This is a genomic window from Methylonatrum kenyense, assembly GCF_023195885.1.
Lineage (GTDB): Bacteria > Pseudomonadota > Gammaproteobacteria > Nitrococcales > Aquisalimonadaceae > Methylonatrum > Methylonatrum kenyense.
In genome coordinates, this window is the sequence record NZ_JALPKO010000006.1 from 70236 (window position 1) to 95211 (window position 24976).

The 24976-nt window shown below is 63.6% G+C and carries 24 protein-coding genes; 19 read left to right on the plus strand and 5 right to left on the minus strand.

Features of this window, described 5'->3' with window-relative positions; all coding sequences use genetic code 11:
• The first annotated feature begins 22 nt into the window (after window positions 1-22).
• The gene (locus tag M0534_RS08620) at window positions 23-871 is read left to right on the plus strand and encodes a glycine betaine ABC transporter substrate-binding protein (protein WP_248568025.1); all 849 of its coding nucleotides are present in this window, start codon (window positions 23-25) and stop codon (window positions 869-871) included.
• Window positions 872-1057: 186 nt separating this feature from the next.
• Window positions 1058-1681 (plus strand): ribonuclease HII, encoded by a 624-nt coding sequence (gene rnhB / locus M0534_RS08625; RefSeq protein ID WP_248568026.1) that lies wholly within the window; start codon window positions 1058-1060, stop codon window positions 1679-1681.
• A gap of 27 nt (window positions 1682-1708) precedes the next feature.
• Here rnhB and M0534_RS08630 read toward each other — a convergent pair whose 3' ends face one another.
• The 3 genes from M0534_RS08630 to lpxA form a co-directional block, all read right to left on the minus strand.
• Window positions 1709-2803, minus strand: a complete 1095-nt coding sequence (locus M0534_RS08630) for a DegT/DnrJ/EryC1/StrS family aminotransferase (protein WP_248568027.1) — start codon at window positions 2801-2803, stop codon at window positions 1709-1711.
• Between the two features lie 304 nt (window positions 2804-3107).
• Complete coding sequence (locus M0534_RS08635; protein ID WP_248568028.1) at window positions 3108-4091, minus strand: Gfo/Idh/MocA family protein; 984 nt, start codon at window positions 4089-4091, stop codon at window positions 3108-3110.
• Entirely contained in the window at window positions 4088-4867 is a 780-nt protein-coding gene (lpxA, locus tag M0534_RS08640) for an acyl-ACP--UDP-N-acetylglucosamine O-acyltransferase (RefSeq protein ID WP_248568029.1), read from the minus strand. The genes M0534_RS08635 and lpxA overlap by 4 nt, the downstream gene beginning before the upstream one ends.
• Before the next feature lie 188 nt (window positions 4868-5055).
• On the opposite strand from lpxA, the gene dnaE reads away from it, so the two are divergent.
• The 10 genes from dnaE to truD all read left to right on the plus strand — a co-directional run bounded on the left by dnaE (window position 5056) and on the right by truD (window position 17593).
• Window positions 5056-8565, plus strand: a complete 3510-nt coding sequence (dnaE, locus tag M0534_RS08645) for a DNA polymerase III subunit alpha (RefSeq protein ID WP_248568030.1) — start codon at window positions 5056-5058, stop codon at window positions 8563-8565.
• A 200-nt stretch (window positions 8566-8765) separates the two neighbouring features.
• Window positions 8766-9722, plus strand: a complete 957-nt coding sequence (gene accA, locus M0534_RS08650) for an acetyl-CoA carboxylase carboxyl transferase subunit alpha (RefSeq protein ID WP_248568031.1) — start codon at window positions 8766-8768, stop codon at window positions 9720-9722.
• A 31-nt stretch (window positions 9723-9753) separates the two neighbouring features.
• On the plus strand, window positions 9754-11052 hold the full coding sequence (tilS, locus tag M0534_RS08655) for a tRNA lysidine(34) synthetase TilS (protein WP_248568032.1): 1299 nt from the start codon (window positions 9754-9756) through the stop codon (window positions 11050-11052).
• Window positions 11053-11166: 114 nt separating this feature from the next.
• Window positions 11167-12819 (plus strand): CTP synthase, encoded by a 1653-nt coding sequence (pyrG, locus tag M0534_RS08660; protein WP_248568033.1) that lies wholly within the window; start codon window positions 11167-11169, stop codon window positions 12817-12819.
• A gap of 5 nt (window positions 12820-12824) precedes the next feature.
• On the plus strand, window positions 12825-13667 hold the full coding sequence (gene kdsA / locus M0534_RS08665; RefSeq protein ID WP_248568148.1) for a 3-deoxy-8-phosphooctulonate synthase: 843 nt from the start codon (window positions 12825-12827) through the stop codon (window positions 13665-13667).
• 60 nt (window positions 13668-13727) lie between these two features.
• On the plus strand, window positions 13728-15020 hold the full coding sequence (gene eno / locus M0534_RS08670; protein WP_248568034.1) for a phosphopyruvate hydratase: 1293 nt from the start codon (window positions 13728-13730) through the stop codon (window positions 15018-15020).
• An 83-nt stretch (window positions 15021-15103) separates the two neighbouring features.
• Window positions 15104-15376 carry a cell division protein FtsB gene (gene ftsB / locus M0534_RS08675; RefSeq protein WP_248568035.1) on the plus strand — a complete coding sequence of 91 codons (273 nt, stop codon included), beginning with the start codon at window positions 15104-15106 and terminating at the stop codon, window positions 15374-15376.
• 23 nt (window positions 15377-15399) lie between these two features.
• A complete protein-coding gene (ispD, locus tag M0534_RS08680) occupies window positions 15400-16092 on the plus strand; it encodes a 2-C-methyl-D-erythritol 4-phosphate cytidylyltransferase (protein WP_345894716.1) in 693 nt (230 codons plus the stop codon).
• Window positions 16093-16578: a 2-C-methyl-D-erythritol 2,4-cyclodiphosphate synthase gene (gene ispF, locus M0534_RS08685; RefSeq protein ID WP_248568037.1), complete on the plus strand. Its 486-nt coding sequence runs from the start codon at window positions 16093-16095 to the stop codon at window positions 16576-16578.
• Window positions 16568-17593 (plus strand): tRNA pseudouridine(13) synthase TruD, encoded by a 1026-nt coding sequence (gene truD, locus M0534_RS08690; protein ID WP_248568038.1) that lies wholly within the window; start codon window positions 16568-16570, stop codon window positions 17591-17593. Before ispF ends, truD begins: the two co-directional genes overlap by 11 nt.
• Window positions 17594-17674: 81 nt before the next feature.
• On the opposite strand, the gene M0534_RS08695 is transcribed toward truD, so the two are convergent.
• Window positions 17675-18208, minus strand: a complete 534-nt coding sequence (locus M0534_RS08695; protein WP_248568039.1) for a Smr/MutS family protein — start codon at window positions 18206-18208, stop codon at window positions 17675-17677.
• A 177-nt stretch (window positions 18209-18385) separates the two neighbouring features.
• Between M0534_RS08695 and surE the strand changes: the two genes are divergently transcribed.
• The 6 genes from surE (at window position 18386) to rpoS (ending at window position 22946) form a co-directional block, all read left to right on the plus strand.
• Window positions 18386-19141 (plus strand): 5'/3'-nucleotidase SurE, encoded by a 756-nt coding sequence (gene surE, locus M0534_RS08700; protein WP_248568040.1) that lies wholly within the window; start codon window positions 18386-18388, stop codon window positions 19139-19141.
• A complete protein-coding gene (locus M0534_RS08705) occupies window positions 19141-19800 on the plus strand; it encodes a protein-L-isoaspartate(D-aspartate) O-methyltransferase (RefSeq protein WP_248568041.1) in 660 nt (219 codons plus the stop codon). The genes surE and M0534_RS08705 overlap by 1 nt, the downstream gene beginning before the upstream one ends.
• Window positions 19797-20378, plus strand: coding sequence for a YqaA family protein (locus tag M0534_RS08710; RefSeq protein WP_428348608.1), 582 nt, complete (start codon window positions 19797-19799; stop codon window positions 20376-20378). Before M0534_RS08705 ends, M0534_RS08710 begins: the two co-directional genes overlap by 4 nt.
• Before the next feature lie 82 nt (window positions 20379-20460).
• Window positions 20461-21225 carry a peptidoglycan DD-metalloendopeptidase family protein gene (locus M0534_RS08715; RefSeq protein WP_248568042.1) on the plus strand — a complete coding sequence of 255 codons (765 nt, stop codon included), beginning with the start codon at window positions 20461-20463 and terminating at the stop codon, window positions 21223-21225.
• Window positions 21226-21427: 202 nt separating this feature from the next.
• Entirely contained in the window at window positions 21428-21766 is a 339-nt protein-coding gene (locus M0534_RS08720; protein ID WP_248568043.1) for a carboxymuconolactone decarboxylase family protein, read from the plus strand.
• A 193-nt stretch (window positions 21767-21959) separates the two neighbouring features.
• A complete protein-coding gene (gene rpoS / locus M0534_RS08725) occupies window positions 21960-22946 on the plus strand; it encodes an RNA polymerase sigma factor RpoS (RefSeq protein ID WP_428348652.1) in 987 nt (328 codons plus the stop codon).
• A gap of 59 nt (window positions 22947-23005) precedes the next feature.
• On the opposite strand, the gene M0534_RS08730 is transcribed toward rpoS, so the two are convergent.
• Window positions 23006-23383 (minus strand): Mth938-like domain-containing protein, encoded by a 378-nt coding sequence (locus M0534_RS08730; protein ID WP_248568045.1) that lies wholly within the window; start codon window positions 23381-23383, stop codon window positions 23006-23008.
• 271 nt (window positions 23384-23654) lie between these two features.
• On the opposite strand from M0534_RS08730, the gene M0534_RS08735 reads away from it, so the two are divergent.
• Window positions 23655-24965 carry a homoserine dehydrogenase gene (locus M0534_RS08735; protein ID WP_248568046.1) on the plus strand — a complete coding sequence of 437 codons (1311 nt, stop codon included), beginning with the start codon at window positions 23655-23657 and terminating at the stop codon, window positions 24963-24965.
• The last annotated feature ends 11 nt before the right edge of the window (window positions 24966-24976 follow it).

The window sequence follows — 24976 nt, forward strand, 5'->3', positions numbered from 1 at the left end:
GCAGCAGGAGGAGTGTCTCGCTATGAAAACCCCTGTAAGCAGTTTGTTCACCGCTGCCGCGGCAGGTGCTCTGCTGGTCACCTCGCTATCCGCGGCCGCCGAGGGTCGTATCAACCTGGCCTACGTGGAGTGGGATAGTGAAGTGGCGAGCACAAAAGTGGTGCGCGTGGTCCTCGAGGAGGCGGGATACGACGTGCGGACCACGTCGGTGAGTGCCGCGGCCATGTGGCAGGCGGTGGCGAGTGGAGACCAGGACGCCATGGTGGCGGCCTGGCTGCCCACCACCCACGCCAGCTACCTGGAGCAGACCGAGGATCGCATCGTGGATCTCGGACCCAACCTGGACGGCACCCGGATCGGTCTGGTGGTGCCGGACTACGTGGGGATCGACTCCATCGAGGAGCTGAACGAACACGCGGACCGCTTCAATGGCCGGATCATTGGCATCGATCCGGGTGCCGGCATCATGAGCACCACCGAGCAGGCCATTGAGGAGTACGGACTGACGGACTTGCGGCTGATGGACGGGTCCGACGCCACCATGACCGCAGCCCTGCGTGACGCCATCCGCAACGAGGAGTGGGTGATCGTCACCGGGTGGACCCCGCATTGGAAGGAGGGGCGCTGGGACCTCAAGTATCTGGACGATCCCAACGGGGTCTACGGTGGTGACGAGCAGATCCATACCATCGTGCGCCAAGGGCTGGAGGAGGACCACCCCACGGCCTACCAGATCCTCGACAACTTCTATTGGGAGGCCGAGCAGATGGCCGAGTTGATGGTCATGAACGCCGAGGGTGGCGATCCGTATGACAACGCCAGGCAGTGGGTCGAGGAGAACCGGGACCTGGTGGAGAAGTGGCTACCCTGATCGGGGCAGGTTGCTGGGGAAGTGTCCGGGGAACTGCTCGGCGCGGGTTTGATGCCCGCGTTTCCCCGTGTGTAGCCGAATGCACGTTTCGAAGGCATCGCGGTTCCGCGCCCCGGACGCGATAATGAAACAGGATGCCAACCGGCAGGCCGTGTTGGCCGTGGCGCGACTGATGGAGCAGCGCGGATGAGCCAGATCGAACTGTGGCCGGCTTCGGATGGACCAGCGCTATGCGCCGGGGTTGACGAGGTCGGACGCGGGCCGCTGGTTGGCGCCGTGGTAGCGGCAGCCGTGATTCTGGATCCGCGAAAGCCGATCAACGGGCTGACCGATTCGAAAAAGCTCAGCGCCCGGCGGCGGGACGTGCTGGCGGCCGAAATTCGTGATCGGGCCATTGCCTGGAGCATTGCCGAGGCGAGCGCCGCGGAGGTCGACCAACTGAATATCCTGCATGCCTCGATGCTTGCCATGCGCCGTGCCGTGGGCACCTTGTCACCGGCTGCGGAATCGGTCCTTGTGGATGGTAATCGTTGCCCGGACGGCCTGTCCTGTCCTGCGCGTGCGATCGTCGGCGGTGACGCCAGCGAACCGGCCATCGGCGCGGCGTCAATACTGGCAAAGGTTCACCGGGACGCGCAGATGGACACCCTGCACACGTTTCATCCCGACTACGGCTTCGACCGCCATCGCGGCTATCCCACGGCCCAGCATCTCGATGCCCTCCAGCGACTTGGTCCACTGGCCGAACACCGCCGATCCTTTCGCCCCGTCCGCGATCTAGTTCAGGGACAGCGGAACGTAAAACCTTAAACGTAAAACGTTAAACGCAAGAGAGGGTTAAAAAACACTTTTAACCGTTGACGTCACTTCGTCGATCTGCGCGTCGTTGAGTTCCGGGAATATCGGCAGCGACATGCAGCGGCGGGCGATGTCCTCCGTGACCGACAGCATCTGGCCCTTGCAGTCTTCCTTGAACACCTCCTGCTGGTGCAGGGGAACCGGATAGTAGACCGCACAACCGATCTGCTTTTCGCGCAGGGCCGCCAGGATGGTGTCGCGGCGGTCGGAAAGCAGCGTGTATTGATGATAGACGTGCTGCATGCCGGGTCGCTCCGACGGCACCACGACGCCCGGCAGTTCGCCGAGAGCCTCCGAATAGGCGTGCGCGGCACGACGACGACCGGCATTGAAACTGTCGATGTGCCGGAGTTTGGCGCGCAGGATCACCGCCTGCATTTCGTCCAGGCGGCTGTTGTAACCGATCACGTGGTGGTAATAGCGCTCGCGGCTGCCGTGATTCCGGTAGACCTTCAATTCCTCGGCAATGGCATCCGAGTTGGTTGATACCAGCCCCCCATCGCCGTAGCAGCCAAGGTTCTTGCTGGGGAAGAAGCTGTGGCAACCGGCGATCCCGAAGGCCCCGGTCTGCACGCCATCGACCGTCGCGCCGAAGGACTGTGCGCAGTCCTCAATCAGCAGCAGGCCGTTGTCGTAGGCCAGTTGCTGCAATGGCGTGATCTCGGCAGGGTGGCCGAACAGGTGGACCGGCAGGATCGCGCGTGTGCGTTCGGTGATCGCCTGCCGCACCAGATCCGGATCGAGATTCATGGTGTCCGGCTCGATATCCACGAAAACCGGTGTCGCGCCGACGTATCGGATCGCCTCGGCGGTTGCAATAAACGTGAAGGGACTGGTGATGACCTCGTCACCGGCACCTATGCCGGCGGCACGCAGCGCCAGGTGCAAGGCGTCGGTGCCGGAGGCGCAGGCCACGGCGTGCTTCACGCCCAGATAATCGGCCGTTTCCTGCTCGAAGGCCTGGACATTCGGCCCAAGAATGAACTGGGCGCCGTCCAGCACCTTCGACAATTCGCGTTCGATTTCCTCGCGGATGAGCGGGTATTGTGCGGTGAGATCCACCATTGGAATCATCTGATTGGTCCTCGGGAAGACGTTAATTCATTAAGGAAACGCTGATTTACTCCCGCGTCTGCGTTGGAGTCCGCATTTTTTCCGAGGCAAGGCGCGCTGCGCAGCGCCGCAGTCATTCTGCGGTCACGCAGCGCAACACAGCAATCGGGAAAAATGCGGCCCAACCCGAAGGGCCCGGCCGGTTTTGGCCCCTGGCGGCGTTGCGCCACCGGCCCGGTAGCTCAAGCTACCGAACCGGCACCGCGCCTTGCCAGATGACCAAAACCGGTCTCGGGCGCAGGCGCGGGAATAAATCAGCGTTTCCTTATCTCATTCGCGTGTCAGCGCTGGCCATGATCCTGTCCAGCATCGGATTGCTGCGCAGCAGGCGGCCGATCTCCATGGCCGTCTGCAGGGCCTGCAGCCCATCCTCGCCGCTAACGATGGGCCTTGAACCCTGCTGCACGCTGTCGAGAAAGGCTTCGATTTCGGTCAGCAGGGCATCTCCTGCCTCGAAGCTGACCTGTTCGGATTCGATATTGGGGATGCCGGGATGCTGTTCCCCGTCGCCGGTCCTCCGGATGTCCAGCGAGCGAGCCTGGAAATCCAGCGCTATGTAGCCGCTTTGCTGGAACAGGCGCATCTTGCGTTCACTCTTCTGGCTCACCCGGCTCGCGGTGACATTGGCGACACAGCCGTTCTCGAATTGCAGCCGTGCGTTGGCAATGTCGATGTCGTTCGAGATCACCGGCACGCCGTTGGCATCGATTCTCTGCACTGGCTGGCCGACGAGGGTCAGAATGATGTCGATGTCGTGAATCATCAGATCCAGCACCACACTGACGTCGGCACCACGCGGGTTGAACGGCGCCAGGCGGTGCGACTCGATGAACAGCGGCGTCTCGATCCGGTCGGAGAGTGCCTGCACGGCGGGGTTGAAGCGCTCCAGATGGCCGACCTGCAGGCGCAAGTCCCGTTCGGCGGCCGTGTCCACCAGTTGCCGCGCCTCGTCCAGCGTGGCAGTGATGGGTTTCTCCACCAGCACATGGATCCCGGCGCGCAGCATGTCCAGGGCCACGGCATGGTGCAGTCGGGTGGGTACCACCACGCTAACCACATCCACGCGACCGACCAGGTTCCGGTGGTCGGTCAGCGCCTCGCAGCCAAGTTCGGTAGCGACGCTGGCAGCCCGTTCGCCATCCCTGTCGACCACCGCGACCAGATCGGACTCGGGCAGGGCCGCATACTTCTGGGCGTGAAAACGACCCAGGTAGCCGGCGCCGATCACCGCTGCGCGCAACTTGCTCATCGGGTAATGCCTCGTTTACTGGTTCGTATGAAATCAAGCAGATCGCGGATCGGCTGGCTCTGAAGACCCGCATTCGCTTCGATGGCGGCGAGCGCCTCGTTCAGCCGCAGGCCGTCTCGAAACAGCAGCCGGTATGCCGTGCGGATCTGCCGAATGATGTCCGCCTCGAAGCCATGACGCTGGAGCCCGCGCCGATTGACGCCATACAGCCGGGCGTGATTGCCGGATGCCATGGCGTAGGGCGGAATATCCATCGGCGCCATGGTGCCGCCGCCGAGCATGGCGTAGGCGCCGATGCGGGCGAACTGGTGCACCGCGCACAGGCCGGCAATGTTGACATGATCACCGACGCTGACGTGACCGGCCAGGGTGGCGGCGTTCGCCATCGTGATGTGATTGCCAAGCACGCAGTCATGGCCTACATGGCTGTACGCCATCAGGTAATTGTCGTTGCCCAGCCGGGTTACGTGATTTTCCTTGGTGGTTGCCCGGTGGATGGTCACGAACTCGCGCAATACATTGTCGTTACCGATCTCCAGCCGCGTGGGCTCACCCTCGTACGCCCGGTCCTGGGGCGGCGTGCCAAGCACGCAGTGTGGCCCGATCCGGTTGTTCGAGCCGATTTGCATCGGCCCTTCCAGCACTGCGTGGGCACCGACGCTGCAGCCATCACCGAGTTCCACATCAGCGCCGATCACGGCGCCAGCGGCGATGATGACGGAGTCGCCTAGAATCGCTCCAGGGTGTACGGTTGCGGTCTCGTGAATGGTCGGCAATGGGCGGTACCGGTCTGCTGCGGATCACTGCCCGGCCACTTGCCGGACACGGACTCTGAGGCGCGATACCGTGGATCACGGTGGCGCCGTTGTTTCGACGCGTTGGCCTCAACCGGGACCATTTCAGCCATGCAAAATGCGGCCCCGAACGTGCCGAAGGATGAAGCAAGCCCAGATCGAAGTCGAGCATGAACCAGACCTTTGTCCACCTGAATCTGCATACCGAGTTCTCACTGGTCGACGGAATCGTCCGCATTCGGCCGTTGATGCAGGCCGTTGCCAAGCATGGCATGCCGGCGGTGGCAATGACCGATCAGTGCAATCTGTTTGGCATGGTCAAATTCTACAAGACGGCGCTTGCCGCCGGGGTCAAGCCACTGATCGGGGCCGATCTCTGGATCGAGGACCAGGCCAGCCAGCAGGGTCGCAGCCGGATCACGCTGCTGGTCAGGACCACTGCCGGCTATACCAGCCTGACGCGGCTGATTTCCCGCAGTTATCTGGAGGGCCAGCATGGCGACGTACCGTTGCTGGCCCGGGACTGGCTGGAACAGGATCGCGAGGGTCTGATCGTTCTGTCCGGCGGGCGCGAAGGTGATGTCGGCCAAGCCCTGCTGGCGGACGATCCGGCAACCGCTCGGGAACGCCTGACCTGGTGGTGCGAGTTGTTTCCCGGCGACTACTATCTGGAATTGCAGCGCACCGGACGTCCCGGCGACGAAGAACATGTCCATGCCGCCGTCATGCTGGCTGCCGAGACCGACGCCCCGGTGGTCGCGACCAATGCCGTGCGCTTCCTCTCCGCCGAGGACTTCGAGGCCCATGAGGCCCGCGTCTGTATCCATGACGGCCGAACCCTGGCCGATCCGCGCCGACCGCGCCAGTTCAGCGAGGAGCAGTATCTGCGTTCGCCGGAGGAGATGGTGGCGTTGTTCAGCGATCTGCCGGAGGCGATCGAGAACACGGTGCAGATTGCCCGACGCTGCAATCTGGAAATCAGCCTGGGCGAGAACGTGCTGCCCGATTTTCCGATCCCGGCGGGGCTTAGCGAGGCGGATTATCTGCGGCAGGAGGCCCTGGCCGGTCTGGAACGGCGTCTGCAGCAGTTGCAGGCGCTGAAGGACGCGCCGCCGGTGGATCGTGAACGCTACGTCGAGCGGCTGGAGAGAGAACTGGACGTCATCGTGCAGATGGGGTTCCCGGGTTACTTCCTGATCGTCGCCGACTTCATTCGCTGGGCCAAGCAGAACGACATCCCGGTCGGCCCGGGGCGTGGCTCCGGCGCCGGTTCCCTGGTGGCGTTTTCGCTCGACATTACTGACCTTGACCCATTGCGTTACGACCTACTGTTCGAGCGGTTTCTCAACCCGGAACGGGTCTCGATGCCGGATTTCGATATCGACTTCTGCATGGAAGGGCGGGATCGGGTGATCGACTATGTGGCGGAAAAATACGGCCGCGAGAAGGTGTCGCAGATTGCGACCCACGGCACCATGGCGGCCCGGGCCGTGGTCCGGGACGTCGGCCGTGTACTGGGTCATCCCTACGGCATGGTCGACCGGATCGCCAAGCTGATTCCCTTCGAGATCGGCATGACCCTGGAGAAGGCCCTGGAACAGGAGCCGGACCTCAAGGCGCAATACGACGACGACGAGGAAATCAACACGCTGCTCGATCTGGCGATGAAGCTCGAGGGGCTGTCGCGCAACGTCGGCAAGCATGCCGGCGGGGTGGTGATCTCGCCCACCGAACTCACCGATTTCTCGCCACTGTACTGCGAGCCGGGTGGCGCCTCGCTGACCACGCAGTACGACAAGGACGATGTCGAAGAGGTCGGGCTGGTAAAGTTCGACTTCCTCGGCCTGCGCACCCTGACCATCATCGACTGGACCGTGAAGGCGGTGAACGCGATCCGCTCCGGGCAGGGCGAGACGGCGCTGGATATCGCCACCATTCCGCTGGACGACAGGCCAACCTTCGAACTGCTCAAGCGTTGCGGCACAACGGCCGTATTCCAGCTGGAATCCCGTGGCATGAAGGACCTGATCCGGCGCCTGCAGCCCGACAGTTTCGAGGACATCATCGCGCTGGTCGCGTTGTTTCGCCCCGGGCCGCTGCAATCCGGCATGGTCGACGATTTCATCGACCGCAAACAGGGCCGGGCACGGCTCGCCTATCCGACCCCGGAGCTGCATCACGCCGACCTGGAACCGGTGCTGAAACCGACCTATGGCGTGATCCTGTATCAGGAGCAGGTGCAGCGTATCGCCCAGGTGTTGGCCGGCTATTCCCTTGGCGGCGCTGACCTGCTGCGGCGCGCGATGGGCAAGAAGAAACCGGAGGAAATGGCCAAGCAGCGGGCGATTTTCCTCAAGGGTGCCACCGAAAACGGGCTCGGCGAGGAGCACGCGGCGGGCATCTTCGACCTGATGGAGAAGTTCGCCGGCTACGGCTTCAACAAGTCCCACTCCGCGGCATATGCGCTGCTGTCCTACCAGACTGCCTGGCTGAAAACCCATTATCCGGCACCGTTCATGGCCGCCGTGCTGTCCTCGGACATGGACAACACAGACAAGGTGGTCACCCTGATTGAGGAATGCCGGGACATGGGCCTGACCGTGGCGCCGCCGGATGTGAATCGCTCCGGTTTCCGCTTCCGTGCCGCCGATGAATCGACCGTCATCTACGGTATGGGGGCGGTCAAGGGCGTCGGCCAGGGTGTGATCGAGGCCATGGTGGAGGAACGCGAGTCCCGGGGTGCGTTCGGCAGCCTGTATGACCTGTGCCGGCGGCTCGATGGACGGCGTCTCAACCGGCGGGTGCTGGAGGCGCTGGTGCGCGCCGGTTGCATGGATTCCATCGGTCCGAATCGCGCCACCCTGATGGCCACCATCGCGCCGGCGCTGAAGGCCGCCGAGCAGCAATCCCGGGATGCGGCGCTGGGTCAGAACGACATGTTCGGTCTGGCCGAACCGGCCGGCGATGCCGCCCAGCAGGGGCCGACCGTCGAGCCGTTGCCGGAGTGGGAGGACGACGAGCGGCTGCAGGCGGAAAAGGAAACCCTTGGCCTGTATCTGACCGGGCATCCGATCAGTCGCTATGAGGCCGAGCTGGAACGCGTGGTCAGCGGCCGTATCAGTGGACTCGTGGCCGGTGCCTCGCCGGCCGAGAGTGGCGGCCGTGGCAATGAACGCCGGGTGGTGGCCGCCGGTCTGGTCATGTCCATGCGGGTTCGCAACACGCAGTCCGGCAATCGCATCGCCATGCTGGTGCTGGATGACCGTACCGGCCGCATCGAGGTCACCCTGTTCACCGAGGCCTACCGCAAGTTCGGTCACCTGATCAGCAAGGATCGCCTGCTGGTGGTGGAGGGCAACCTGGGCTATGACGATTTCTCCGACGGCTGGCGCATCAATGCCGACCGGGTGCTGGATATCGGCGAGGTACGGGAGGCCTACGCCCGCCGTCTGGTGATGCGCGTGTCCGCGCCCGCGTTTGCCAATGGGGCGGTAGAGTCACTGCGCTCGGCGCTGACGCCGTTTCGTGATGGCGCCTGTCCTGTCTGGCTGGAATACCAGGGCGAGACGGCTTCGGCGGTGCTGCGGCTTGGTGATGACTGGCGGGTGCGGCCGTCCGATGAATTGCTGCAGCGGCTGACGGCACTCGGTGGTGACGACGCGGTGCGGGTCGAGTACTAGGTAAACACGGGCCTGGTAGTGCGCCTGCGCTGAACTCGGGCATTGCCAGATGACCAGAACCGGTCTAGGGCACAGACCCGCGAATGAATCCGTGTTTCCTTGGACTGCTTGCCAGATCATGGGCGGGTGGCTACGGTAACGGCCTGTCGTCCGGCCGCGGTCTGTGACGGACCGTGAAAATTGTTTTAATGGCGCTCGCTATGAATCTGAATTTCCTCGATTTCGAACGTCCCATCGCCGAGCTGGAGGCAAAGATTGACGAGCTTCGGTTCGTCGGCGATGACAACGATCTAAATATTCACGAGGAAATCCAGCGCCTGCGCGACAAGAGCGACAGCCTTACCGCCGAGATTTTCGGGCGCCTTACGGCATGGCAGATCGCCCAGCTTGCGCGGCATCCGCAGCGACCCTACACGCTCGACTATCTGCAGCGGCTGGTCACCGAGTTTCACGAACTGCATGGCGATCGTGCCTTTGCCGACGACCCGGCGATCGTCGGCGGTATTGGCCGGCTCGACGGTCGGCCGGTGATGCTCATCGGTCACCAGAAGGGGCGCGATACCCGAGAGAAGATCCGACGGAATTTCGGCATGCCGCGACCGGAGGGTTACCGGAAGGCCCTGCGGCTGATGCAGACCGCGGAACGGTTCGGCCTGCCGATTCTGACCTTTATCGACACCCCTGGGGCTTACCCGGGGGTCGGCGCCGAGGAGCGAGGCCAGAGCGAGGCCATCGCGCGAAATCTCCAGGTCATGGCAAGCCTGAAGGTGCCGGTGATCTGCACCGTGATCGGCGAGGGTGGCTCCGGCGGTGCGCTGGCCATCGGCGTCGGGGATCGCCTGAACATGCTCAGCTACAGCACCTACGCCGTGATTTCGCCCGAGGGCTGCGCCTCGATTCTCTGGAAAAGCGCGGAGCGTGCCCAGGATGCCGCGGAGGCCATGGGCATTACCGCACCAAGGCTCAAGGAACTCGGACTCGTCGACGAGGTTCTGGAAGAGCCGCTAGGAGGCGCGCACCGGGACGTGGATGCCATGGGCGAAACGCTCAAGTCGCGATTGCGTCGCCAGCTGGCCGTGATCGAGGCCGAGGGAACCGACCGCATGCTGGAACGGCGTTACGAGCGACTCGTTTCGGTCGGCAACTGGAAAGAGTAGGGCGCCGCTTGCCGGCGTGCCAGTGAACGCCATGTCAGCGCTGCGCCCGGAGTCACTGCTGCATCGCCTGCCGGATGCCCGACGCTATCTTGTCGCCTTCAGCGGGGGCTGCGATTCGCTGGTCCTGCTGCACCTGATGCGGGCATTGCGTCCGCGGTTGTCCGCGACGCTGCAGGCGGCGCACGTCAATCATGGTCTCCACCCGGACGCAAGCCGATGGGCCGCGCACTGCCGTGCGGTCTGCAATGCCTGGGATATCCCGCTCATCAGCCACACCCTCAATCTGGATCCAGGCTCCAACCTGGAAGCGCGCGCCCGTGAAGCCCGTTACGCGGCGCTGGCGGCGGACCTGGACCGTGAAACGGTGCTGCTAACCGCGCATCATGCCGATGATCAGGCGGAAACGGTGTTGCTGCGGGTGCTGCGCGGCAGCGGGGTGAGCGGGCTGGGTGGCATCCGGCGACAACGCGGCCTTGGCGAGGGCCGTTTGGCGCGCCCGCTGCTGGACTGGCGGCGTGGCGAACTGCAGCACTACGCCGGGATTCATTGCCCGCACTGGCTGGATGACCCGGCCAACCAGGATCTGATGCGGGATCGTAATTTCCTCAGGCACCGGATCATGCCTCCGCTACGCGAGCGTTGGACGGCGGTCGAACGGGGCCTGGTTCAGCTGGCCGATGACGCAGCCGAGACCGACCAGCTGTTGGCGGAGTTGGCTCGGCTGGATGGTCTGAAAGGCGCGGCATCGATGCCGCTTGAGCGCATTCAGTCACTGCCGGAACACCGTGCCCGTAATCTGCTGCGCCACTGGATCCGTGATCAGGGCTTGCCGCTTCCGGGCCGGCGGCGGCTGGTTTCCGGCCTGCAAGCCCTGTGTTCCGCCGCCACCGACCGTGCTCCCGAACTGGTCTGGCCCGGTGGCCGGATCCGGCGCCATCGGCATCAGCTGTACCTGGACCGGGGCGGGCCGCCGCCCGCCGTTCCGGATGTGGTCAAGCTGGCGGGCGCGGAGGAACGGCAGCTTTCCTGCGGGCGGTTGCGGTGGCAAGCGGGTGGATTCCTCGCCGCCGATGTGCTGGACACTGGCGATGTTCAACTTCGTTTCGGTGCCTTGCATACCCGATTGGTGCCGCTGGGGAGGCCGGCGAAACGCCTCGGGCGGCTGCTGCAGGAGGCGGGTGTGCCTCCCTGGCAGCGGCATGCCTGGCCGGTCCTCCGTACCCCTGAAGTGGTGCTGGCGGTGCCCGGAATCTGCGTTTGTGAAAGTCCCGCAGTAACCGATTCCCCATCCGGCCTGATGCCACTCTGGGAGCCCGATCCTGGTCTCTGATTGCTCGTCTCCGGTACGCCCCGCGTTGTGCGGGAGACACCCTTCTGCTACCGTATGGAGCCGTCCTGCAGGCCGCCCGGCACTGCCCCCTTAACGTGCTCCAACGGGGATCTGATGACCCGATACATTTTCATTACCGGCGGCGTTGTGTCGTCGTTGGGCAAGGGAATTGCCTCTGCCTCGCTGGCCAGCATCCTCCAGGCCCGCGGCCTCGAAGTCACCCTGATCAAGCTTGACCCCTACATCAACGTGGATCCCGGAACGATGAGTCCGTTCCAGCACGGTGAGGTGTATGTCACCGAAGACGGGGCGGAAACCGACCTGGATCTGGGGCATTACGAACGCTTTGCCCGCACGATCACCACCCGGCGCAACAATTTCACCACCGGACGCATTTACGAGAACGTGATCCGCAAGGAGCGCCGCGGCGATTACCTTGGCGGCACGGTGCAGGTGATTCCGCATATCACCGACGAGATCAAGCGTTGTATCCGCGAGGGAGCAGAAGGCAGTGATGTGGCGCTGGTGGAAATCGGCGGCACCGTGGGGGATATCGAGTCGCTGCCGTTTCTGGAAGCGATTCGGCAGATGGGCGTCGAGCATCGCCGCAACAGCCTGTTCATCCACCTGACCCTGGTGCCGTTCATCGGCGCCAGTGGCGAGATGAAGACCAAGCCGACCCAGCATTCGGTCAAGGAACTGCGCTCCATCGGCATCCAGCCGGACATCCTTCTGTGCCGTGCCACCCAGCCGATTCCGGATGACGAGCGACGCAAGATTGCGCTGTTCACCAATGTCGAGCAGGAGGCAGTGATTTCGGCGCTGGATGTGGACGACATCTACAAGGTGCCGCTGGTGCTGCATGCCCAGGGACTGGACCGTATCGTGGCGGAAAAGCTCGGGCTCGAGCTGCCGGCGGCGGATCTCTCCGACTGGCAGCGCGTGGTCGATGCAAGGGGCCGGCTCGATGGCGCGGTGACCATCGCCATGGTCGGCAAGTACATCAACCTGGCGGATGCCTACAAGTCGCTAAGCGAGGCCCTGATCCACGCCGGTATTCACACCCTGACCAAGGTCAATATCCGTTACGTCGACTCCGAGGAACTGGAGCGCGACGGCCTGAGCCGCCTCGAGGGTGTGGATGCCATTCTGGTGCCTGGGGGCTTTGGCAACCGCGGTGTGGAAGGCAAGATCATGGCGGCGCAGCACGCGCGCGAGTCCGGTATTCCCTACCTCGGAATCTGCCTCGGCATGCAGGTCGCGGTGATTGAGTTCGCCCGCCATGTTGCCGGGCTGGAAGGTGCGCACAGCACCGAATTCGACCGCGATGCGCTGCATCCGGTGATCGGGCTGATTACCGAATGGATGACAGAGGACGGCCATCTGGAGCGGCGTGGTCCGGACGATGACCTGGGTGGCACCATGCGGCTGGGCGGTCAACCCTGTCAGCTCGTCGACGGCAGCCTTGCGCGGCGCATCTACCAGCAGGACAGTATCGTCGAGCGGCATCGGCATCGCTTCGAGTTTAACAACCATTACGCCGATCAGTTGACCGCGGCCGGATTGGTCATCTCGGGCCGCTCCGCAGACGGCAAGCTGGTGGAGATGGTGGAGCTCTCCGATCATCCCTGGTTCCTGGGTTGCCAGTTCCATCCGGAGTTCACCTCGACGCCGCGCGACGGCCATCCACTGTTCAGCAGTTTCGTACGCGCGGCCCGGCAGTATGCGTCGCAACGCGAGAGCGAGCCAGAAACGGTGTCCTCGTGAGCGATATGCGGCTCTGTGGCTTTCCGGTTGGTCTGCAACAGCCACTGTTCCTGATCGCCGGCCCCTGCGTGGTGGAAACCGAACAGCTGGCACTGGATACCGCCGGCCGCTTGCAGGAGATCTGCCGGCCGCTGGGCGTGCCGTTGATCTTCAAGTCCTCTTTCGACAAGGCCAACCGCTCGTCGCATGGTAGCTTCCGCGGGCCCGGCATCGAAGAGGGCTTGCGGGTCCTCGAGACCGTCAAGCGGCAAATCGGTGTCCCGGTGATTACCGACGTACACGAAGACACGCCGCTGGCCGAGGTGGCTGCAGTGGTAGACGTGCTGCAGACGCCGGCATTCCTTTGCCGGCAGACCAATTTCATCCAGAACGTGGCTCGCCAGGGGTTGCCGGTCAATATCAAGAAGGGCCAGTTCCTGGCGCCCTGGGATATGGTGCATGTTGTGGACAAGGCCCGGGCGGTGGGCAACGAGCAGATCATGGTCTGCGAGCGGGGCGTGTCCTTCGGCTACAACAACCTGGTCTCGGACATGCGCGCGCTGGCGGTAATGCGCCAGACCGCCTGCCCGGTGGTATTCGATGCCACCCATTCGGTGCAACTTCCGGGCGGTCAGGGCAGCAGTTCCGGCGGTCAGCGGGAATTCGTGCCGGTGCTGGCGCGGGCGGCGGTTGCGGCTGGTGTCGCCGGGTTGTTCATGGAGACCCACCCGGAGCCGGCAAAGGCGTTATCCGACGGCCCCAATGCCTGGCCGCTGCGGCGAATGGAGACGCTGTTGAAGACCCTGGTGGCGCTGGACCGGCAGGTGAAAGCGGATGGCTTCGAAGAACAGGCATTGCTGCAGCAATGATTGCGCGGCGTCAGAAACCACTCTAAAAAATTCAAGTCATTTCAGGGGGAAAGAGCCAAGATGGCGAAAATCAAGACAATCGTGGGGCGGGAGGTTCTGGATTCCCGGGGCAACCCCACCGTTGAAGCCGACGTGCGACTTGACAGCGGGGCGTCCGGGCGGGCCATTGTGCCGTCCGGTGCCTCCACCGGGAGCCGGGAAGCCGTGGAACTGCGGGATGGCGGTCCGCGTTACCTGGGCAAGGGCGTGGAGAAAGCCGTCGCCAACGTCAACGGCCCCTTGCGTGATGCGCTGCTGGGAATGGATGCCGCGGATCAGCGGGCCCTGGATCAGCGAATGATCGAGCTTGACGGCAGCGACAATAAGGGCCGGCTCGGTGCCAATGCGCTGCTGGCCGTGTCGCTCGCCGCGGCGCGTGCCCAGGCCGATGACCGTGGTCAGCCACTGTACCAGGCGCTCAACCCGGACGGCCCCTGGGAACTGCCGGTACCGATGATGAACATCATCAACGGTGGCGCGCATGCCGATAACAGTGTCGACATGCAGGAATTCATGATCCTGCCGATCGGCTTTGATCGTTTCGGCGAGGCCTTGCGCTGTGGTACCGAGATCTTCCATGCGTTGAAGGCAGTGCTCTCGGCACGGGGCCTGAGCACCGCGGTTGGCGATGAGGGGGGCTTCGCGCCGGACCTGCCGTCGAATGAAGCGGCGCTGGAGGTGATTCTCCAATCCATTGAGCGGGCCGGGTACACGGCCGGTGAGCAGGTCTGGCTCGGGCTTGACGCGGCCAGTTCCGAGTTTCACAAGGATGGCCGGTATGTGCTGGCTTCGGAGAACGCCTCGTTCAGCCCTGATGAATTCAGTGCCTACCTGGCCGACTGGGTTGATCGCTACCCGATCATCACCATCGAGGACGGCATGGACGAGAATGACTGGGGCGGCTGGGAAACCCTGACCCGCGCTGTTGGCGAACGGGTCCAGCTGGTTGGCGACGATCTGTTCGTCACCAATACCCGGATCCTGCAGCAGGGCATCGACCGCCGGGTGGCCAACTCGATCCTGATCAAGTTCAACCAGATCGGCACCCTGACAGAGACGCTGGATGCCATCGCCATGGCCCACCAGAACAACTACACGGCGGTGATCTCGCATCGCTCCGGCGAAACCGAGGACACCACCATTGCCGATCTGGCGGTTGCCAGCACTGCGACACAGATCAAGACCGGGTCGCTTTGCCGCTCGGATCGGGTTGCCAAGTACAACCAGTTGCTGCGGATCGAGGAACAGCTCGGTAGTCGGGCTCGCTACGCGGGTCGGCAGGCGTTCCCGAATCTGGCATCCTTCGCCAAATAACGCGGGGCCGGTTTGGTCCCGGCTTCGTCCGGGACAGGTTGTTCCGAGCGACCCACGGCGGGGTTGGCCGGCGAGGAAACGCAATGCGTGCATTGTTCGTGGTTCTCGGTGTCATGTTCCTGGTGCTGCAGTTCCAGCTCTGGTCGCCGGATGGCGGTCTGCCTCAGGTCTGGCAGCTCAGCACGACCCTGGCTGAGCAGGAAGCCGAGAACCAGGCATTGAGGGAGCGAAACGAGGCGCTCGATGCCGATGTGCGGGATCTGAAGGACGGGCTCGAGGCCATGGAAGAACGGGCGCGCAGCGAGCTTGGCATGATTCGGGACGACGAGACCTTCTATCAGGTCATCGAACGGTGAGTCAGTCGGGCGTCTGGGCGATTGTGCCGGCAGCGGGAGTTGGTCGGCGCATGGGGGCCGCGATACCCAAGCAATATCTGCCCCTGGCGGGGCGTTCGGTGTTGCACTGGGCGCTTGCGGTGCTGCTGGATGCGCCCCAGGTCAAGGGTTGTGTGCTGGCCATCGACCCGAAGGACCGTTATTGGCCGGAATTCCGGCCGGCCACCGACAAGCCGCTGCATGTGGTTGATGGTGGCGCCGAACGCTTCCAGTCGGTTTTCAACACCCTCGATTTCCTGCTGAAGCTCGCCCCTCCCGGGGCCCGTGTGCTGGTGCATGACGGGGTACGCCCATGCCTCGCCGCTGCGGCACTCCAACGCCTGCTAAACCAGGGGCTCGCCAGCGAGAGCGGTGCCCTGCTCGCGGTACCGGTTCGGGATACACTGAAGCGGCAGGATCCGGCCGGGTGTGTCGAACGTACCGCAGACCGGCAGGATCTCTGGCAGGCCCAGACCCCGCAATTGTTCCCGCTGGGCCTGCTGCATCGCGCGCTGGGCAGGGTCATCGCCGAGGGTTTGCATGTGACCGACGAGGCCCAGGCCGTGGAGGCATTGGGCCTTCGACCGCGGCTGGTGGAGGGCAGTGTCTCCAACCTCAAGATCACCCGACCGGATGACCTGCCCCTGGCCGAAGCCATCCTGCGGGCCCGGACCGCCACCGACAAGGGGTCAGACTGAATGTTTCGTATAGGCCAGGGAATCGATGTGCATGCCTTTGCGGCCGGCCGGCGCCTGCTGCTTGGCGGCGTCGAGATACCACACAGCCAGGGTCTTGCCGCGCATTCGGACGGTGACGTGATCCTGCATGCGCTGTGTGACGCGCTGCTCGGCGCGGCGGCGCTGGGCGATATCGGCCAGCATTTTCCGGACAGCAGCGCCGACTGGAAGGATGCCGACAGCCGCGACTTGCTACGCCGCGTGCAGACCATAGTGACCGGTCACGGCCTGCAACTGGTCAACGCCGATATTACCGTGGTTGCGCAACAACCCAAGCTTGCGCCGTGGATCCCGCAGATGCGTGAGTGCATCGCCGCCGACCTGCAGGTGGAATCCGGCTGCATCAGCGTCAAGGCGACCACCAGTGAATGGCTCGGTTTCACCGGACGTGAAGAGGGCATACTCGCCTCGGCTGTGGTCTTGCTGCAGAGTCCGGATGGCGGCTGACCTGGCAACTGCGTGGCATGGTTTGCCGCATGCCTTTGGCAAACCCGGGCTGTGCGGCAAGCTTCGCCAACGACCCGAGGATTTCCAGGTCAGTGAGCAACTGTCGTTTACCCCGTCCGGTGACGGCGAACACCTGCTGCTGCAGATCCGCAAGAGCGGCTGGAATACCGGCGACGTCGCGAGCTGGCTGTCTCGGGCGCTGGGTGTGAAACGACGCAGCGTGACCTTTGCCGGACGCAAGGACCGGCACGCGGTCACGGAGCAGTGGTTTGGCGTGCACCTGCCAGGCCGCTGGCCCGACCTGCCGGAGCTTCCGCCGGGCCTGGAATTACTCCAGTCAACGCGACATGGCCGCAAGCTGCGTCTCGGGGCCCTGCGCGCCAATCGCTTCCGCATACGGCTTACCGAACTGCAGGGGCCCCGTGAGGTACTGCATCGACGGCTGGTGCGGATCGCCCGCCGGGGCGTGCCGAATTATTTCGGGGCCCAGCGTTTCGGCATCGATGGCGGCAATCTGGCGGGCGCCGAGCGCCTGTTCCGGGGGCAGCGGGTCAGCGATCGTCCCCTGCGCGGCCTGTATCTGTCCGCGGCGCGGGCCCTGCTGTTCAATCAGGTGCTGGCCCAGCGGGTGCGGCGGAACTGCTGGGACCAGGCTCTGCCCGGTGACCTGATGACGTTCTCCGGGAGTCGCAGCATCTTTCCGGCGGACGATACGACTGCCTGTGATCCCCGAATCATGGCGCTGGACCTGCATCCCACGGGTCCCCTGCCGGGGATTCCGGGCATGCAGCCGGAAGCCGCGGCAAGGGAGCTCGAGGAGCGGGTGCTGCAAGGCCATGCTCCGATGTTGCAGGTCCTGCTGGATTACCGGCTGCGTGCGGAACGCCGGGCGCTCCGGCTACCCGTTGCGGAACTCGGCTGGTTCGAGGAGGACGGCGCGCTGGCGTTGAGTTTTTCGCTGCCGCCGGGCGCATTCGCGACCGCTGTTATTCGGGAAATAATAGATATTGTTTAACGTTTTACGTTTTATGTTTTACGTAAAACCTTAAACATTAAACCTAAAACGTTAAACGTTAAACGTAAAACGCGAGGGCCGTCAGGCCCGAAGCAACACATACACCGCGCCGGTGCCGCCGTCGACCGGGCGGGCGGAGGTGAAGGCGATGATCTCGTCCCATTGCCTGAGCCACCGGTCGAGCTTTCCCTTGAGGACCGGTCCACGATTGCTGGAACGATGCCCCTTGCCATGAATGATGCGGACGCAACGACGATCCTGGGCACGACTCTCTGCGATGAACTGCTGGACAGCCTCACGTGCCACCGGCACCGTCATGCCGTGTAGATCCAGTTCGTCCTGAACCGTGTACTGGCCGCGCCGCAACTTGCGCATGACCCGTCGTTGCACACCGGGCCGGGCGAAGTAGAGTTCCTCGCCGGTTTCCATCGTCACCGGATCGATGTCGTGCACCAGCAGTTCCCGCACCACCGCGGCCTCATCGGCGGCGCGCTGTTGCGGTACGGGTTTCGGGCGAGGCCAGTCGCCGGTCACCTGCCGCTGATCCCGCAAACGCCGAACGTCAGCCATCGCCTCCTGAAACAGGCGTCGGTCCTCGTCATCGTCATCGTTCATCGACAGCATCCCTCATGGCCCGGCTTCGGCGCAGCCCTGTCTGGCCTGGGACAATGATCGTCCCTTCGGCATTCCGTTTTGTGACCCGTTGTGCTGATGCAGCGCGCGATTCGACCAGTATACTAGCCGCTTGGTCGGGCCTGGCTGGCGACAGGAACAGGGGGTCGAGCGGTATCGATGCACATTCTGGTAAGTAATGACGACGGCTACATGGCGCCCGGGATCCAGCGCCTGGCAAAGGAACTCGAGGCGCTTGGCGATATCACCGTCGTCGCGCCGGATCGGGACCGTAGTGGCGCGAGTAATTCGCTAACGCTGGATTTGCCGATTCGGGCCCGCGAGGTGGAGCCGCGCCAGTACCGGGTCGAGGGCACGCCGACCGATTGCGTGCACCTGGCGGTAACCGGGCTGTTGCAGGACGAGCCGGATATGGTGGTTTCGGGCATCAATGCCGGGGCCAACATGGGCGATGACGTGCTCTACAGCGGTACTGTCGCGGCCGCCACCGAGGGTCGTTTCCTGGGGCTTCCGGCCATCGCCGTCTCACTCTGCTCGCATGCCCCGGATCACTACGGGACCGCGGCACGAGTGGCGGTGATGTTGGTGCAACGCTTGCTACATGATCCACTGCCCACGGATACCATTCTCAATGTCAATGTGCCGGATCTGCCCTGGGACCAGCTCCGTGGATTTGAGGCGACCCGGCTCGGCCAACGCCATCGCGCCGAGAGCGCAATCCGTTCGGAGGATCCCCGGGGTCGGCCGATCTACTGGATCGGCCCGCCGGGGAGTGAGCAGGATGCCGGGCAGGGCACCGATTTTCACGCGGTGCGGCGGGGTTTCGTCTCGATCACGCCGATCCAGGTTGACCTGACGCGCTATGAGGCGCTGGACAAGGTGGCCGGTTGGATCTCGGGCCTGGGGCAGGACTGATGTCGGTACTGATGCACGGCATCGGCATGACATCGAAGCGCACGCGGGAGCGCCTGCTCAAGCGTTTGCGCGAGAAAGGCATCAGCAACGAGCAGGTGCTCGATGTGATGCGGGTCGTGCCACGGCACCTGTTCGTGGACGAGGCGCTTGCCAGCCGGGCCTACGATGACACGGCCCTGCCCATCGGTTACGGCCAGACGATTTCGCAGCCCTGGGTTGTGGCCCGGATGACCGAGGCGTTGATCGAGGGTGGATGTCCCGAATCGGTGCTCGAAATTGGCACCGGTTCCGGCTATCAGGCTGCGATTCTCGGCTGCCTGGTCGATCAGGTCTACACGCTGGAGCGCATTCGTGCGCTCGCTGCCCTGGCCAGGGAGCGCATGCGCCGGTTCGGTTTGAAAAATGTACACGTGCGTTACGGCGATGGATTTCGGGGCTGGGCAGCGCATGGCCCTTTTCAGGCAATTCTCCTGACCGCGGCCCCAGCGGGTGTTCCTGATGAATTGTTCCAGCAGCTCGCTGATGGTGGTCGCCTGATCGCCCCGGTCGGCTCACGGGACGTGCAGGAACTGATCCGAGTCACGCGCCGTGGCGACCGACTGGAGCGGGAGGTCCTGGATCGGGTGGTTTTCGTGCCGATGCTCGGCGGTACCCAGTGACCCGACTGTTCAGCGGCCTGTATCTGCGGATGTTGCGCTGGGCGGCGCACCGGCACGCGCCGCGCTATCTGGCGGTACTGAGCTTCGCCGAGTCGTCGTTTTTTCCGATCCCGCCCGATGTCATGCTCATGCCCATGGCGCTGGCCCAGCCGCGGCGTGCCATGCATTTCGCCCTGATCACCACCGTGGCCTCGGTGCTGGGCGGGGTGCTCGGCTACCTGATCGGTTATTTCGCGATGGGCCTGGCCGAGCCCATCATTATTGCAGCCGGCCAGGAGGAGGCGTTGCAGACCGCGCGGGAGTGGTTCCTGACCTGGGGCTTCTGGGTCGTCCTGCTGGCCGGGTTTTCGCCGATTCCCTACAAGGTTTTCACGGTTGCCGCAGGTGGCATGGCACTGGCCCTGCTGCCCTTCGTGCTTGCTTCCCTGATCGGCCGGGGGGCACGCTTTTTCCTGGTGGCCGGCGTTGTCGCCTGGGGTGGTCCCAGAATCGAACCCTGGATCCGCCGTTATGTCGACATTCTCGGTTGGCTAGGTGTGATACTGCTGGTTCTGTTGTACCTGTTCTACGTACACTGAGATCAGCCGAACTCGCGGCGATCCCGAACCTGGCTGCGTGTTTGGCGGACGCTGGCGCTGTCCATCGATACAAGGGCTGTTCATGTCGTTGCGGTTGGTCCTGCTGCTGCTTTGCTGTTGTCTGCTGGCGGCCTGCGCCCGGGACACCTATGCGCCGGTCTCCGACCGTGGCGGCGCCCGGGGTGACAGCTACACGGTCAGTCGCGGCGACACGCTCTACGGCATCGCATTCAGGCACAACGTCGACTACCGGGACCTTGCCCGCTGGAACAACATCCGCTCGCCCTACACGATCTATCCCGGTCAGGAGCTACGGCTGGCAGGCGATACCCGCCGCACCGCCCAGGCCGGGCGACCGACCCGGTCCGCCGGTGGCAGCCAGGCCACCGGATCCTCGCCGTCCACGCCCAGCCGAAGCAACGGCGCGGCTGGCAGCCGAGAGCAGACGACTTCCCCACCACGCCGGGCAAGCACCGAGATCGACTGGAAATGGCCGACCGACGGCAGCGTAAGCAAGACCTTTTCCGCCGATGCCGATGGCAAGCAGGGCATCAATATAGGCGGCTCTGCCGGACAGGCCGTTCGCGCCGCGGCGCCTGGCCGGGTGGTCTACAGTGGAAGCGGGCTGGTCGGCTACGGCAACCTGGTGATCATCAAGCACGACGGTGATTACCTGACCGCTTACGGCTACAACCAGGAATTGCTGGTCGACGAGGGCGCTGAAGTCTCGGTCGGGCAGGAGATTGCGCGCATGGGCCGCAATGGCGCCGAGAGCATGTTGCATTTCGAGTTGCGCCGCGAAGGCAAGCCCGTGGATCCGCTGGGTTACCTTCCGGCGGAGCCGTAGGGGACACACTGATCTCTTCCGGCGTCTGCGCCCAAGACCGGTTTTGGTCATCTGGCAAGGCGCGCCACCGGCCCGGTAGCTCTGGTTCCCGAATCGGCACCGCGCCTTGCCTCGGCAAAATGCGGACTCCAACGCAGGCGTGCGAATAGATCAGTGTTTCCCCACGCGGGGTTGTGTCCGGTTCCTTTAAGGAGATTAAGCGATGCGAGACGAGCTTCCTGCCAGCGCAGGCGATCTGGCTGAAGATTATCCGGAAGTCTGGGAGGCCTATGCGGCGCTTGGCGAAAGCTGTGCGGATGCCGGTCCGCTGGATGAGCGGGAACGCCGCCTGGTCAAACTCGCCCTGGCAGTGGCGCTTGGCAGCGAGGGTGCGACGCACTCGCATGCCCGGCAGGCACTGGAGGCCGGGCTTGACCCCGAGGACATTCGGCATGTGGCGCTGCTGGCGGTGACGACGCTCGGTTTTCCGCGAGCGGTCGCGGCGCTGACCTGGATTGATGACGTGCTGGATGGTGACGAGGAGTCGGACGAGGACGGTTGACGGGTTCGGGCATGAGCTTGTGAACAGGTCTTGTAGATGCTCCGTACACCATTTTAATCAGGGGCTTGCAGCGTTTTTGGGGCAGGCATATAGTGCTTCGTAAGGGTTTTCCAACAACCTCCCTGCACGCCTGATGACGCTGGCGCGCTCATCTGCGATGCAGGCCAAGGAGCGTGCCGCGCTGGGGGATGCCATGGCCGAAAGACGTTCATCCGGAGTTGAGGAGGTCCAGTTCCCGCATCAAGTCGACGAGCGTTTTCTGGATGCACGCGAGGATGAGCAGATCGCCGCGTCCGCATCCGGCGAACTCGACAATCCCAGTTTTTCGCCGGGTGAATACGGCGGCGCCAGTCTTGATGCCACCCAAATCTATCTCAACGAAATAGGCTTTTCACCGCTGCTTACCGCGGAGGAGGAGGTCTATTTCTCCCGCCGTGCGCAGCGTGGCTGTGAAGAGTCGCGGCGCAGAATGATCGAGAGCAATCTGCGCCTGGTGGTCAAGATTTCCCGCCGCTACATGAATCGTGGGCTGGCCTTCCTCGACCTGATCGAAGAGGGCAACCTGGGTCTGATCCGGGCGGTGGAAAAGTTCGACCCGGAACGCGGTTTCCGTTTCTCGACATACGCCACCTGGTGGATTCGGCAGACCATAGAGCGCGCCATCATGAATCAGACGCGCACCATCCGGTTGCCGATTCATATTATCAAGGAAATCAACCAGTACCTGCGTGCATCTCGACAACTTGCTCAGCAGCTTGACCATGAGCCCACGGCCGATGAGATTGCGGAGTTGCTTGACCGTCCGCTGGAGGACGTGCAGCGGATGATTGGCTTGAACGAGGGTACGACTTCGGTCGACACGCCGATCGGCAAGGACGCGGACCGCGTGCTGCTGGATGCGATTCCCGACGACAACAATCCGGATCCATCGGACCTGCTGCAGGACGGAGACGTGCTGGCGCATCTCGAGCACTGGCTTGAGGAATTGACCGACAAGCAGCGCGCCGTGGTGGAACGTCGGTTTGGCCTGCACGGCCGCGAGCGGGCCACGCTCGAGGAGGTGGGCAACGAGATCGGCGTGACCCGGGAACGGGTTCGCCAGATCCAGATCGATGCCCTGCGCAAACTGCGCGAGATCATGGAGCGCCAGGGTTTCTCGCAGGATGCGGTGTTTGGCTAGACAGCGCCGCGGGGCTTGGACCGCCTGAGAATCCTGTGCGAGCGAAGCCGGGTTTCGGTCTATTCCTCGATCGGAAACAGCGCGGCGGCGACCTGGCGGCCCTCGGCCAGCAGGACATTGTAGGTGCGACAGGCAGCCTCTGTGGTCATCACCTCGATGCCGATACCCGCATGCATCGCCTGGCCTAGCAGCCGTGATGGCGGAAACTGCTGCCGTCGGCCGGTGCCGAGCAGCAGGATTTCGGCGTCCAGCGCAATAAGTTGCCGCATTTGTTCGACCCCAAGGTGGCCGACGTCCGTTGCCGACCAGTCCTCGATGATCCGGTCGGGGGTCACGACGGTGACCCCGCGGTAGACGGTTTCGTTGACTGTTACAGTGCCGATGTCGTAAGCGCGTATCCGGTTTGCATCACCGGTCCGCTCCAGCGTCAGTTGCATGCCTTCCTCTCGACAATTTCATAGCTCGTGCCCCGGCCCCAATCGAAGTGCAAACCAGATTGGCGCCGTGGCATCGGTGTGGCTCCATTCTGACAGAGTTCTGCCGGATGCAGACAGTTCCGGGGGATTTCTGCGACAATCGGCGGCTGGCCCGGTCGGTCGGGCATTCCGGGAACGCATGGCAGGGATCCCATGCTACAGTTCCCGGTTTTCGTATCTGCGACGGTAACTTATTTTTGTGCCCGCCAAGCGGGTGCACGGAGGGTGTTGCGTGAGTTCGGTCAAGGTCGGATTGCTGGGTTTGGGGACGGTCGGTGCCGGCACCATCAACCTGCTGCAGAAAAACAACGACGAAATCGCCCGGCGTGCCGGCCGCGGCATCGAGGTCGTTTGCGCGGCCACCCGGCATCCGGATCGCCCGCGAGCCTGTTCCACCGAAGGTCTTCGGGTGACCGATGATCCCTATGCGGTGGTGGATGATCCCGAAACCGGGATCATCATCGAGCTTATTGGTGGCGAAGATCCGGCCTTCGATCTGGTGATGCGGGCCATGTCCAACGGCAAGCATGTGGTGACTGCGAACAAGGCCCTGATCGCGAAACACGGCAACAAGTTGTTCGAGCATGCCACCAAATGCGGCGTCACCGTCGCCTTCGAGGCAGCCGTAGCTGGCGGTATCCCGATTATCAAGTCGATTCGTGAGGGCCTGACCGGCAACCGCATCGAATGGCTGGCCGGGATTATCAACGGTACCTCCAATTACATTCTCAGCGAGATGTTCTACGAGGGACGGGAATTCGCCGATGTGCTGGCCGAGGCCCAGCGCCTGGGTTACGCCGAGGCGGATCCGAGCTTCGATGTCGAAGGTGTCGATGCCGCGCACAAGCTGACGATCCTGGCCTCGATTGCTTTCGGTGTGCCGTTGCAGTTCGACCGGGTTCATGTTGAAGGGATTACTCATGTCAGTCGTGAGGACGTGGCCTATGCACAGGAACTGGGTTATCGGATCAAGCACCTGGGTCTGTGTCGACAGACCGATGCCGGCATCGAGTTGCGTGTCCATCCGACTCTGCTGCCAGAGCGTCAGTTGCTCGCCAATGTGGATGGCGTGATGAATGCCGTGATGGTCATGGGCGATGCTGTCGGTCCAACGCTCTACTACGGTGCCGGTGCCGGTGCGGATCCGACCGCCTCGGCGGTGGTCGCGGACCTGGTCGATGTGGTGCGTGCATTCAATCTCGAGCCGGAAAACCGGGTCCCGTACCTGGCGTTCCAGTCCAGTGCCTTGTCGGATCTGCCGGTACTGCCGGTGGATTCTGTCAGCACGGCCTATTACCTGCGCCTCGAGGTGCTGGACGAACCCGGCGTGCTGGCGGATATCACCAGGATTCTCAGCGAAAACGGAATCAGCATCGAGGCCATCCTGCAGAAGGAGCCGGCCCCTGGTGCCGAGAACGTTCCGGTGATCCTGCTGACCCATCGCGTGCAGGAGCAGCGGATGGACCGTGCTCAGGCATCGATGGAAGCCTTGCCGGCGGTGCAGGGTCGGATCGTTCGAATTCGCCTGGAACAGTTACAGTAACTTGCCGCGGC